This window comes from Microbacterium dauci (genome assembly GCF_030065535.1).
Lineage (GTDB): Bacteria > Actinomycetota > Actinomycetes > Actinomycetales > Microbacteriaceae > Microbacterium > Microbacterium dauci.
The window spans coordinates 23,855-35,961 of record NZ_JASJND010000001.1 but is presented as its reverse complement, the minus strand read 5'-3'; the positions used below and the strand labels follow the sequence as shown (position 1 = coordinate 35,961).

The 12,107-nt window shown below is 70.4% G+C and carries 11 protein-coding genes and 1 riboswitch; of the genes, 7 read left to right on the top strand and 4 right to left on the bottom strand.

Features of this window, described 5'->3' with window-relative positions:
* Nucleotides 1–91 precede the first annotated feature (91 nt).
* Nucleotides 92–1,366: a serine hydroxymethyltransferase gene (gene glyA, locus QNI14_RS00145; RefSeq protein WP_283714161.1), complete on the bottom strand. Its 1,275-nt coding sequence runs from the start codon at nucleotides 1,364–1,366 to the stop codon at nucleotides 92–94.
* 36 nt (nucleotides 1,367–1,402) lie between these two features.
* Nucleotides 1,403–1,486: riboswitch (ZMP/ZTP riboswitch) on the bottom strand.
* Between the two features lie 74 nt (nucleotides 1,487–1,560).
* Between glyA and QNI14_RS00140 the strand changes: the two genes are divergently transcribed.
* Together QNI14_RS00140 and nagA are read left to right on the top strand one after the other, a co-directional pair.
* A complete protein-coding gene (locus tag QNI14_RS00140) occupies nucleotides 1,561–3,063 on the top strand; it encodes a beta-N-acetylhexosaminidase (protein ID WP_283714843.1) in 1,503 nt (500 codons plus the stop codon).
* On the top strand, nucleotides 3,051–4,178 hold the full coding sequence (gene nagA / locus QNI14_RS00135; protein WP_283714160.1) for an N-acetylglucosamine-6-phosphate deacetylase: 1,128 nt from the start codon (nucleotides 3,051–3,053) through the stop codon (nucleotides 4,176–4,178). The genes QNI14_RS00140 and nagA overlap by 13 nt, the downstream gene beginning before the upstream one ends.
* A 63-nt stretch (nucleotides 4,179–4,241) precedes the next feature.
* On the opposite strand, the gene QNI14_RS00130 is transcribed toward nagA, so the two are convergent.
* A complete protein-coding gene (locus QNI14_RS00130) occupies nucleotides 4,242–4,421 on the bottom strand; it encodes a hypothetical protein (protein ID WP_283714159.1) in 180 nt (59 codons plus the stop codon).
* Between the two features lie 67 nt (nucleotides 4,422–4,488).
* On the opposite strand from QNI14_RS00130, the gene QNI14_RS00125 reads away from it, so the two are divergent.
* Nucleotides 4,489–4,884, top strand: coding sequence for a YrdB family protein (locus QNI14_RS00125; RefSeq protein ID WP_283714158.1), 396 nt, complete (start codon nucleotides 4,489–4,491; stop codon nucleotides 4,882–4,884).
* Nucleotides 4,881–6,248: an FAD-binding oxidoreductase gene (locus QNI14_RS00120; RefSeq protein ID WP_283714157.1), complete on the top strand. Its 1,368-nt coding sequence runs from the start codon at nucleotides 4,881–4,883 to the stop codon at nucleotides 6,246–6,248. The genes QNI14_RS00125 and QNI14_RS00120 overlap by 4 nt, the downstream gene beginning before the upstream one ends.
* Nucleotides 6,249–6,254: 6 nt before the next feature.
* Here QNI14_RS00120 and QNI14_RS00115 read toward each other — a convergent pair whose 3' ends face one another.
* Nucleotides 6,255–7,034, bottom strand: a complete 780-nt coding sequence (locus QNI14_RS00115; protein ID WP_283714842.1) for a glucosamine-6-phosphate deaminase — start codon at nucleotides 7,032–7,034, stop codon at nucleotides 6,255–6,257.
* A 103-nt stretch (nucleotides 7,035–7,137) separates the two neighbouring features.
* Here QNI14_RS00115 and QNI14_RS00110 point away from each other — a divergent pair, with 103 nt between their 5' ends.
* The gene (locus tag QNI14_RS00110) at nucleotides 7,138–7,581 is read left to right on the top strand and encodes a hypothetical protein (RefSeq protein WP_283714156.1); all 444 of its coding nucleotides are present in this window, start codon (nucleotides 7,138–7,140) and stop codon (nucleotides 7,579–7,581) included.
* Nucleotides 7,582–7,694: 113 nt separating this feature from the next.
* Complete coding sequence (locus tag QNI14_RS00105) at nucleotides 7,695–9,116, top strand: L,D-transpeptidase family protein (protein ID WP_283714155.1); 1,422 nt, start codon at nucleotides 7,695–7,697, stop codon at nucleotides 9,114–9,116.
* A 71-nt stretch (nucleotides 9,117–9,187) separates the two neighbouring features.
* Here QNI14_RS00105 and QNI14_RS00100 read toward each other — a convergent pair whose 3' ends face one another.
* On the bottom strand, nucleotides 9,188–11,404 hold the full coding sequence (locus QNI14_RS00100) for an NADP-dependent isocitrate dehydrogenase (protein WP_283714154.1): 2,217 nt from the start codon (nucleotides 11,402–11,404) through the stop codon (nucleotides 9,188–9,190).
* A gap of 150 nt (nucleotides 11,405–11,554) precedes the next feature.
* Here QNI14_RS00100 and QNI14_RS00095 point away from each other — a divergent pair, with 150 nt between their 5' ends.
* Complete coding sequence (locus QNI14_RS00095) at nucleotides 11,555–12,007, top strand: GNAT family N-acetyltransferase (RefSeq protein WP_283714153.1); 453 nt, start codon at nucleotides 11,555–11,557, stop codon at nucleotides 12,005–12,007.
* Nucleotides 12,008–12,107: the final 100 nt, after the last annotated feature.

The following is a 12,107-nucleotide window of genomic DNA, read 5'->3' as shown; positions in this document are numbered from 1 at the left end:
CGAGACTGCATCTGCGTCGTCGAGACCGCGCGTGCTTGCGACGGTCTCGACACGCCCGGTGCAGTCTCGCGATCCAGCACCCGTCGCGGGGTTACTGCTGCAGGCCCGGGTACAGCGGGAACGCGTCGGCGAGCGTCGCGACGCGCGCGCGGAGCGCCTCGAGGTCGGCGCCGGGCTGCAGAGCCAGGGCGATGACGTCGGCGACCTCGGTGAACTCGGCGTCGCCGAAGCCACGGGTCGCGAGCGCCGGCGTGCCGATGCGCAGACCCGAGGTGACCATCGGCGGGCGCGGGTCGTTCGGGACCGCGTTGCGGTTGACCGTGATCCGGATCTCGTGCAGCAGGTCTTCGGCCTGCTTGCCGTCGATCGCGGCGTCGCGGAGGTCCACGAGCACGAGGTGCACGTCGGTACCGCCCGAGCGCACCGCGATGCCGGCATCCTTCACGTCCTGCTGCGAGAGGCGGTCGGCGAGGATCGCCGCACCCGACACGGTCCGCTGCTGACGTTCCTTGAACGCCTCGGATGCCGCGAGCTTGAACGCGGTCGCCTTCGCGGCGATCACGTGCATGAGCGGGCCGCCCTGCTGGCCGGGGAAGACGGCGGTGTTGATCTTCTTCGCGAGGTCGGCGTCGTTGGTGAGGATGAAGCCCGAACGCGGGCCGCCGATGGTCTTGTGGACCGTCGAGCTGACGACGTGCGCGTGCGGCACCGGGGACGGGTGCAGGCCAGCGGCGACAAGACCGGCGAAGTGCGCCATGTCGACCCAGAGGAGTGCACCGACCTCGTCGGCGATCGCACGGAACGCGGCGAAGTCGAGCTGACGGGGGTACGCCGACCAGCCGGCGATGATGACCTTCGGCTGGTGCTCGATCGCGAGGCGACGGACCTCGTCCATGTCGATCGTCGAGGTCTCGGCGTCGACGCCGTACGCGACGATGTTGTACAGGCGGCCCGAGAAGTTGATCTTCATGCCGTGGGTCAGGTGGCCGCCGTGGTCGAGCGACAGGCCGAGCAGGGTGTCGCCGGGGCGGGCGATCGCGTGGAGGACGGCGGCGTTGGCCGACGCGCCGGAGTGCGGCTGGACGTTGGCGAACTCGGCGCCGAAGAGGGCCTTCGCGCGGGAGATCGCGAGCTCCTCGGCGACGTCGACCTCTTCGCAGCCGCCGTAGTAGCGACGACCGGGGTAGCCCTCGGCGTACTTGTTGGTGAGGACGGAGCCCTGCGACTGCAGCACCGAGACGGGAACGAAGTTCTCGGAGGCGATCATCTCGAGGAACCCGCGCTGGCGGTTCAGCTCACGCTCGAGCACCTCCGCGATCTCGGGGTCGACCTCGGAAAGGGGTGCGTTGAACAGCGAATCGGTCACAGTGATCTCCTGACGACGGCTTTCGGGATGGAATCTCGCATCGGCCCAGGCGTGCGGTCGAATGCCGTGTCGGTCGCTCCCCGGTGGTGGCCCACCTCAACGCCAGTCGCGACAGTGCGAGCATATCGGATGCCACGTTGCTACGCTGGTCGGATCGCTTTTGTCAGGATTCCTTACAGAACGGTGGGCCCGTGATGCCCCTCCCCCTCGTCCCGCTCCCCGCGCACGTCATCGAACGGCCCAATCCCGACGTCCGGATCGACGCGGCCACCACCATCAGCGGTGACGCGGACACAGCGGTCCTCCTGCAGTCGCTGCTCGAGCAGCGCACCGGCATCCGCGTGCCGATCGGCTCCGTCGGCACCGTCGACCTCCGGCTCGACGACACCGCAGCGCCGGAGTCGTACCGGCTCGACGTCGGCAACGGCGGCATCCGACTCTCCGGCGATGCCGCTGGCCTGTCCTACGGCGTCCACACCCTGATCCAGCTCGTGCAGGGCGATGCCGACGGTTGGCGGGTGCCGTCCGTCGAGATCGCCGACGAGCCCCGCTTCGCCTACCGCGGCGTCATGCTCGACGTCGCCCGGCACTTCTTCGACGTCACGACGGTGAGGGCATTCATCGACCGCGCAGCCTCGCTGAAGTACAACCACCTGCACCTGCACCTCTCAGACGACCAGGGCTGGCGGCTCGAACTCCACTCGCGGCCCGAGCTCACCGCGCGGGCATCGCAGACCGCCGCGGGCGGCGCTGCCGGAGGCTTCTACACGCAGGAGCAGTACGGCGAGATCGTCGCGTACGCGGCATCCCGCCACATGACCGTCGTGCCGGAGTTCGACATGCCCGGCCACACGCACGCGGTCACCCTCGCCTACCCGGAGATCACGGCGCAGCCCGTGTTGAGCGACCACATCCGCGACGTCGCCGCCGCGTACGGCGGCGGACTCCCCGAGCACGGCACGCCGTACACCGGGATGGCGGTCGGCTTCTCCTCGCTGCGGACGCGGGATGCCGCCGCCACGACGTTCGTCCGCGACGTGTTCACCGAGGTCGCGACGCTGACCCCGGGCCCCTATCTGCACTTCGGCGGCGACGAGGCGCTCGGCACCGACCCCGCGGACTTCGCCGACTTCGTGGCGGAGGTCTCACACGAGATCGCGGCGCTCGGCAAGACGCCGATCGCGTGGCACGAGGCCGGTGCAGCTCCTGGCCTCGCCCCCGGCACAATCGGCCAGTACTGGAACTTCATCATGCCGACGGTCGGCTCGGACGAGCGCGCCCGCGCGTTCGTCGCGAACGGCGGGCGCCTCGTCCTCTCCCCCGCCGACGCGATCTACCTCGACATGAAGCCGACCGCCGACGCCCGCCTCGGCCTGACGTGGGCCAACGGGCCGACGAGCGTCGAGCGCGCCTACCGGTGGGAGCCGTCCGACGTCATCGCCGGCATCACCGACGCCGACATCTTCGGTGTCGAGGCACCACTGTGGACCGAGACCGTCACCGACCTGGCTGACATCGACGCGCTCGTGTTCCCTCGCATCGCGGCCGCCGCGGAGGCGGCATGGTCGCCCGCGACCGGTACGCTTCCGGATCGGACGTGGGACTCGTTCCGCGCGCGGGTCGGCGGACTCGGCGCGCTGTGGACGAGCGCCGGCATCCGCTTCCCGGCGTCGGAGGAGATCGTGTGGACCACCTGACTCGCGTCATTCACTCCGCGCGGCTCGTAGATGGCGGACGTGAGACCCCCGACGGGTGGATCAGGGTCGAAGCCGGCCGGGTCACGGCCGTCGGTGTCGGCAACGACTGGACCCCCGCCGACGACGTGATCGACGCCGCAGGCGCGTTCCTCACCCCCGGGTTCGTCGACATCCACGGACACGGCGGCGGCGGTGCCGCCTACGACGACGGCACCGATGCGATCCTCGCCGCGCGGCGCGCGCACCTTGCCCACGGCACGACTCGCGCTGTCATCTCGCTGGTGACGGCGTCGATGTCCGACCTCGGATCGCGCCTCGCGCAGATCGCGGAGTTGACCCGCGACGACGCGTCCATCCTCGGGTCGCACCTCGAAGGTCCCTTCCTCGACGCCGGCCATCGCGGTGCGCACGACGCCGAGCTGTTCGCCGCGCCGACCGCCGACCTCGTGAACCGGCTCATGGCGGCGGCATCCGGCTCGCTCGTGCAGATCACGATCGCGCCGGAGCTCCCCGGTGCGCTCGACGCGATCGCGCGGTTCACCGGCGCAGGCACCGCCGTCGCCGTCGGGCACACCGCTGCCGACGTCGACACGACGCAGCGCGCCTTCGACGCCGGCGCGACGATCCTCACCCACGCCTTCAACGCGATGCCCGGACTCCATCACCGGATGCCGGGACCCGTCGCCGCTGCCCTCGCCGACGAGCGCGTGACGCTCGAGGTGATCGCCGACGGCGTGCACCTCCACCCCACCGTCATCCGCCTCATCGCAGCGGCCGCGCCGGACCGGATCGCGCTCGTCACCGACGCGATGGCGGCAGCGGCAGCGGCGGACGGCGAGTACATCCTCGGCGCGCTCCCGGTCACGGTCGCGGACGGCACGGCTCGCCTCACGGACGGCACGATCGCCGGCTCCACGCTCACGCAGGATGCAGCCCTCCGCGTCGCGGTCGCCGCCGGTGTCCCGCTGCCCGAGGCGGTCACCGCCCTCACCCGCACGCCCGCGCGCGCGATCGGTCGCCCGGAGTTCGGCAGCCTCGCCGTCGGCGCCGTCGCGGACGCCGTCCTGCTGAGCGCCGACCTCACGGTGCAGCGAGTCTGGAGCGGCACCGTCTGACGGCGGTCAGGGCGTGAGCGGCCCAGGCCGTTCAGCCCACCAGCACGTCAGCCCACGAGCCGGTCAGCCCACGAGACCCGGCGTCAGCAGCCGGTCCCCGAGGTGGGCCACGCCGCCGCCCAGGACGACGGCGTCGACGTCCGTACTGAGGACGAGCAGTTGCACCGCCCCCGCGACCCCGCGCACGACATCGGCCCGCAGCGCGCGGGCGGCCGGGTGCCCGGCATCCGCTGCATCGAACAAGCACTCACCAGGATTTGCGAACGGTCTTGACAAATTCGTTACCTGCCGTGCGCCGTAGAATCGAAGGATGTCCGATCTCCCCGTCGTCCGCCCTGAGCAGCCCGCCGCACCGCTGCCAGCGGGGACCCGTGCACCGCTGTCGGCGCTCGATGTGCTCAGCTTCGTGTGTGCACTGTTCGCGGTGGCGACCCTCGCGTTCTGGGGCTTCACCGCGTGGGAGCTCCCCTGGAATATCGTCGTGGGCATCGCGGCCCCGATCGGCGCCCTCGTCCTCTGGGGCCTCGTGGTCTCGCCGCGCGCGGTGCTGCGCGTCCACCCGTTCGTGCGGAGCCTCGTCGAACTGCTGATCTACGTCGCCGCGACGATTGTGTGGTGGAGCGCCGGCCAGGCGTGGATCGGCCTGATCTTCGGCGTGGTGGCCGTCACTGTCGGCGTCCTGACGGGTCGGCGGCGGCTGGCATGAGCGCGGTCGTCGACCTGCTGCGCGCCGAACTCGGCGACCGGGTCGACATCACCCCCGCAGCGCTCGAGGACGCCCGCGCCGACAAGTCCGGCCATCGCTCGACCGGCGCCGGCCTCGCAGTCGTCCACGCGGCCACCGTCGCCGACGTCCAGGCCACGATGCGGATCGCGTCCGCGACCGGCACGCCCGTGGTCGTCCGGGGCGCCGGTACGGGACTCGCGGGCGGTGCGAACACCGGTCCCGGCGAGATCGCACTGTCGCTGCGAGGCATGGATCGCATCCTCGATGTGCGCCCCGACGATCTGCTCGCCGTCGTCGAACCCGGCATCCTCAACGCGTCTCTGAACACACAGCTCGCCGAGCACGGCCTCTGGTGGGCACCCGACCCGGCGAGCCGCGAGATCTCCACCGTCGGCGGCAACATCGCGACCGGTGCCGGCGGCCTGCTCTGCGCGAAGTACGGCGTCGTCCGTGATGCGGTCCTCGCACTCGACGTGGTCCTCGCCGACGGGCGACTGATCTCGGTCGGGCACCGCAGCGTGAAAGGGGTGACCGGCTACGACCTGACCGCGCTCATGATCGGGTCCGAGGGCACCCTCGGGGTCGTCGTCGGCGCCACCCTCAAGCTCCGCCGACTCGTGCCCGGCGAGACCCGCACGCTCACCGCCACGTTCGCCGACGTCCGCGCGGCCGCGCGCGCCGCGGCATCCGTCACCGCATCGGGCGTGCAGCCGGCGATCATGGAACTGATGGATGCCGCGAGCCTCGCCGCCGTCCACGACCTGCTGTCGCTCCCGGCACCCGAGCCCGGCGCGGCGCAGTTGACGGTGCAGACCGACGGCGCCGACGCAGCCGCCGCGCAGGCAGAGATCGCCGAGCTCCTCACCGCCGCAGGCGGGACGGTCCGGCTGGCGGCCGATGACGCCGAGGCCGCGCTGCTGTGGCGGATCCGCCGCTCGATGCACCCCGCGATGGAGCGGCTCGGTACGACGCTGATCGAGGATGTGTCGGTCCCCCGGAGTGCCCTCCCCCGGATGTTCGACGAGATCGCCCGCATCGAGGCGGCATCCGGTCTCACCATCCCGACGGTCTGCCACGCCGGCGACGGGAACCTGCACCCGAACTTCGTGTTCGACGGCCCCGAGGTGCCGGCGCACGTCTGGGCGGCGGCCGATGAGCTGTTCCGCGCCGCGCTGCGCCTCGGCGGCACGCTGACCGGCGAGCACGGCATCGGCATCCTCAAGCGTCGGTGGCTCGCGGACGAGCTGGGCGACGATCAGCTGGCGCTGCAGCGCGGCATCAAAGCGGTTTTCGATCCTGCCGGCGTACTCAATCCGGGCAAGGTGTTCACGGCCGCCGACTGAGACAGGTCAGATGCCCTGCCAGTCCGGCTTGTTGGCGTACGCGTACCGGTAGTAGCCGGCGCCGGTGAGCTCCGACGCCGCAGCCTCGTCGACGACGACGGTCACGTGCGGGTGCAACTGGATCGCCGACCCGGGCAGCGACGACGTGAGCGGTCCCTCGACCGCCTGTGCCACTGCGGCCGCCTTGCCTGCGCCGAACGCGAGCAGCACGAGGTGCCTGGCTTCGAGGATCGTGCCGAGGCCCTGTGTGATGCAGTGCATCGGCACGTCGTCGATGGAGTCGAAGAACCGCGCGTTGTCGCGACGGGTCTGCTCGACGAGGGTCTTCACCCGCGTGCGCGACGCGAACGACGACCCGGGCTCGTTGAACCCGATGTGCCCCGACGTGCCGATCCCGAGGATCTGCAGGTCGATACCGCCCGCCTCGGCGATCGCGCGCTCGTAGTCCTCACCGGCGTGCTCGATCGTCGCGAGCGCGCCGTTCGGCGTGTGCACCCGGGTGGGGTCGAGGCCGAGCGGCTCGACGACCTCACGGGTGATCACGGCCCGATAGCTCTCGGGGTGCGTGGGGTCGATGCCGACGTATTCGTCGAGCGCAAACCCGCGCACGCGCGACACATCGAGGCCGGCCAGCCGCGCGGGCAGCGCCTCGTACACCGGCAGCGGCGTCGAGCCCGTCGCGAGCCCGAGCACGGTCTCGGGGTCGGCCGCGATCCGCCGGGCGATCTCGTCGGCGATCAGGGCGCCCGCAGCTGCCGGGGTTTCGACGATGACGATCTCGGCCATATGTGGTGCGCCCTCCTGCAGCGACGGTTCCGCGACGACGCCAGTGTACGGTTCGCGGTCATCGTCCGTGGCAGGCTTGAAGACCGTGCCGAGAGGAGATGACATGGCCGCCCGTCGCAGCACGACCCTCCGACCACTCCGGTTCGCCGCCGTGTCCGCAGCCACGGCGATCGTCGTGGCGGGCTGCGCCGCCGGGCCGACTCCCACCCGCGACGCGGGGAGCCAGTCGCTCACGGACGCGTGCGCAATCGTACGAGCCGAAGTGGATGCCGCGATGTCGGCCTTCGGCGAGATCGATCCATCCGACCCAGCCCGCGCCGGCGCCGCGCTCGGTGACGTCGTCGACAGCCTCGCCGTCGCGCAGGACGCCATCGACAACGCGGAACTCGCCGCAACCGTCGCGCGCCTGCACGAGGGGTTCACCGACCTACGCGACGGCGTGACGGCCGCTGCGGACGGCGACATCTCCGGCCTCGCAGGGCTCGGAAACGCGACGGACGAGATCCGTAGCGCGAGCACCGCGTTCCAGGACTCCTGCGGCACCTGACGCGGATCTCCGACTCCGGAGTACACACAGGCGACCTCTCAGCCCCGGTCGCGTACCATTTGCAGTACGCGCCCGGGTCTCCGAACGCGGCTGGACACACCTCGGGGGAGCACATGTCCGACCTCATCACACGTTCCGGCGCGGACGACGCGCCCGCCGCCGACGCGCCCGACGTTCGCTGGGCACCAGCCGAGCCGGCCCCGAAGCGCCGCCACCTCGGCTGGAAGATCGGCATCCCCGTCGGCATCGTCACCGCCGGCGCGGTCGCGGCTTCGCTCGTGCTGATCGCCCCCGGCACCGCCGCGGCGGGCGCCCAGGTCGGTTGGCAGACGCCCGGCGTCGCGGCATCCACCATCGCATCACATCTGTCCGGCATGACGATCACGCTGGGCGACGGCGGCCCGACAGTCACGGGCGCCGACCTCGGTGCGTCCGTCGACGCGGTCGCACTCGCCGACGCGGCGTTCGCCCGGAGCCCGATGTGGAACGTGACCAGCTGGTTCGGCCAGGTCGACGCGGGTGCCGTGACACTCGACACCGATCGCGCGACGGAGTCGCTGCGTGCCGCGTTGCCCGACCTCTTCACCGACCCCACTCCCGCTTCGATCTCCTTCGGCGACGCCGGCTACGAGGTGTCCCCCGCCGTGGACGGGGCCGGCATCGACCTCGAGGCCGTCCGGAACGCCATCGAGGCTGGACTCGCCGACGGTGCGAGTGCCGTCACCGTCGAACCGAGCACCGAGCCGGTCGCCGCGGCGACCTCGACCGAGATGGCCGACGCCACCGCGGCCACACTCGCCGAGATGATCGCCGAGGCGGGGTTCTATGCCGGCAGTGAGCGCGTCGTGGAGGTCTCAGCCGATCGGCTCGCGTCGTGGATAACCGTCGGCACCGACGAGTCCGGTGCGTTCACGATCACCGCGGATGCCGCCGCGATCCAGTCCACCGTCGATGGGCTCGCCGCGAAGGTGAACCAGGACGCGGTGACCGCCGAAGTGCTCGAGAGCGAGGCCGGCACCACGCTCGCGACCGTCGTCGAGGGGCAGGACGGTCGCGTCCTCGGCGACACCGCCGGCGTCGCCCGCGACTTCGCAGAGCAGCTCGCCGGCGGCGACGCCGCCTACGCACTGCCGGTCGATGTCACCCCGCGCGAGACCGTCACCACGGTGCGCCTCGCCGAGGTCGACCTCGGCGAGCAGCGCCTGTACCTGAAGGAGAACGGCAAGGTGATCGACACCTGGCTGATCTCGAGCGGCCGCGACGGCGCCATCACCTACACCGGGCACTACTCCATCGGATGGCGCACGCCGCTCCAGGACATGAAGGGCACCTCGCGCGACACGGGCTCGAAGTACACCCAGCCCGATGTGCCGTGGGTCATGTACTTCAACGGCAACCAGGCCTTCCACGGCGCCTACTGGCACAACAACTTCGGCAACCAGATGAGCGCCGGCTGCGTCAACATGCCCCCCGCCCTCGCGAAGCAGCTCTACGACTGGCTGCCCGACGGCGGCGACGTCTGGATCCACGCCTGACCCGCAGACCGCGCGAACGATGAAGGCCGGATGCCACGGGGCATCCGGCCTTCATCGTTCGTCGGACGGGATCAGATCCCGTCGATGATCGCGTTCAGGGTCTGCGAGGGGCGCATGATGGCGGCAACCAGCGCGGTGTCGGGACGGTAGTAGCCACCGATCTCGGCCGGCGAACCCTGCACGGCGAGGAGCTCTGCGACGATCGCGTCCTCGTTCGACACGAGCGCCTCGGCGACCGGCGCGAACGCCGCCGCGAGGTCCGCGTCGGCGGTCTGACCTGCCAGCTCCTGCGCCCAGTAGGTGGCGAGGTAGAAGTGGCTGCCGCGGTTGTCGATCGTCCCGAGGGCGCGACCGGGCGACTTGTCGTCCTCGAGGAACGTGCCGGTCGCGGCGTCGAGCGTGTCGGCGAGGATCTTCGCCTTGGGGTTGTCGGTGAAGTCGGCGAGGTGCTCGAACGACGCCGCGAGGGCGAAGAACTCACCCAGCGAGTCCCAGCGGAGGTAGTTCTCCTCGACGAGCTGCTGCACGTGCTTGGGAGCAGAGCCGCCCGCACCGGTCTCGAAGAGCCCGCCGCCCGCGAGCAGCGGGACGATCGAGAGCATCTTGGCGCTCGTGCCGACCTCGAGGATCGGGAACAGGTCGGTCAGGTAGTCGCGGAGCACGTTGCCGGTGACCGAGATGGTGTCGAGGCCGTGACGCATGCGCGCGAGCGTGTAGCGGGTGGCCTCCTCGGGGGCGAGGATCGTGATCTGCACGCCGGTGGTGTCGAGCAGGGCGAGCGCCTGGTGCACCTTGGCGATGAGCTGAGCGTCGTGCGCACGGTTCAGGTCGAGCCAGAACACGGCAGGCGAGCCGGTGGCGCGGGCGCGCGTGACGGCGAGCTTCACCCAGTCCATGACCGCGATGTGCTTGGTCTGCGTCGCGCGCCAGATGTCACCGGTGCCGACGGTGTGCTCGATGAGCACGGTCCCCTGCGAGTCGGTGATCTGGACGACTCCGGGAGCGGCGATCTCGAACGTCTTGTCGTGGCTGCCGTACTCCTCGGCGGCCTGGGCCATCAGGCCGACGTTCGGGACGGTGCCGATCGTGGTCGGGTCGAGCGGACCGTTCGCGATGACGTCGTCGATGACGGCCTGGTAGACGCCGGCGTAGGACGAGTCGGGGATGACCGCGAGGGTGTCCTCCTCGCCGCCGTCGACGCCCCACAGCTTGCCGCCGTTGCGGACGAGCGCGGGCATGGACGCGTCGACGATGACGTCCGAGGGAACGTGCAGGTTCGTGATGCCCTTGTCGCTGTTGGTGTACGACAGACGGGGGCCGGACTCCATGGCAGCGGTGAACGCGGCGGCGATCTCGTCGCCGTTCGCGACGTCCGTCAGCCCCGAGAGGATCGAGCCGAGGCCGTTGTTCGGCGTCAGCCCCGCCTCGGCGAGCGCGTCGCCGTAGCGGGCGAAGACATCGGCGAAGAAGGCCTTCACGACGTGGCCGAAGATGATCGGGTCGCTGACCTTCATCATCGTCGCCTTGAGGTGGACGGAGTAGAGCACGTCGTCCGACTTCGCCATCTCCAGCGTTTCGGCGAGGAACGCGTCGAGAGCGGCAGCAGAGAGGAACGTCGCGTCGATGATCTCGCGCGGCAGGACCTTCAGGCCGTCCTTGAGGACCTTCTCGGTGCCGTCCTCGGCGATGTGACGGATGGTGAGCACGTCGTCGTGAGCGGCGACCCAGCTCTTCTCGTTCGACTTGAAGTCATCGTGGCCCATGGTCGCGACGCGGGTCTTCGACCCGTCAGCGAACGGCTTGTTGCGGTGCGGGTGCTTGCGGGCGTAGTTCTTCACCGACAGCGGCGCACGGCGGTCGCTGTTGCCCTCGCGCAGCACGGGGTTCACGGCGGAACCCTTGATGCGGTCGTACCGGGCGCGGATGTCCTTCTCCTCGACGGAGGTCGGCTCGTCCGGGTAGGCGGGGATGTCGTACCCCTGCGACTGCAGTTCGGCGATGGCCGCCTTGAGCTGCGGGATGGACGCCGAGATGTTCGGCAGCTTGATGATGTTGGCCTCGGCGAGGGTCGCGAGACCGCCGAGCTCGGCGAGCGCGTCGCCGACCTGCTGCTCGTCGGTCAGATTCTGCGGGAACGCCGCGAGGATGCGGCCGCCGAGGGAGATGTCGCGCGTCTCGATCTCGACCCCGGCCTGCCCGGCGACGGCCTGGACGATGGGGAGGAACGAAGCGGTGGCGAGGGCCGGAGCCTCGTCCGTATAGGTGTAGATGATGGTCGACTCAGGCACGTGTCGTCTCTCCGTTGTGAACGTTCGGGGAATCGCGATCAGCCTATCGCACGGGCGCCAACTGTCTCGATGTCGAGATACTTCCGCAGTGACCCCCGCGGACCGCGGATACGCGTGCACATCGACGCCTCCGCCGGGTACCCTGGCCGCATGACGGAGCTGCGTTTGGTCGAACTGTCCGCCGACACGATCGTTGCGGTCAACACGATGTCCCTGAAGCCCGGCCAGGAGCAGTTCCTCGCTCCGACGAGCTATGCGGTCGCGGGCGCCGTCGTGAATCCCGCGACCGCCTGGCAGCGCGTCGTGCTCGACGGCGACGAGGTCGTCGGGTTCGTCAGCGCGAACTTCGACGAGGACGCCGCGCAGTCGCACTTCCGATCGGTGCTGTGGCGCATCAACGTCGACGCCGACGACCAGGGCAAGGGCGTGGGCCGTTTCGCGGTCACCGGGCTCATCGACGAAGCGCGCACGCGCGGCTTCGATCACGTCAACGTCATCTACGAGGCAGGCGACGGAGGCCCGGAGGCCTTCTTCCGTCGCGTCGGCTTCACCCCGGTCGACGAGACCGAGTACGGCGAGGTCGTCGCAGAGATCCGCCTCTGAGGCACCGCGCTCAGCACTGCAGCCGAGCGATCTCGCCCGATGGTCGCATCGTGGACGTGGGAGCGTTCACACGATTTTGTTGATGCTAGCCACAAAATGC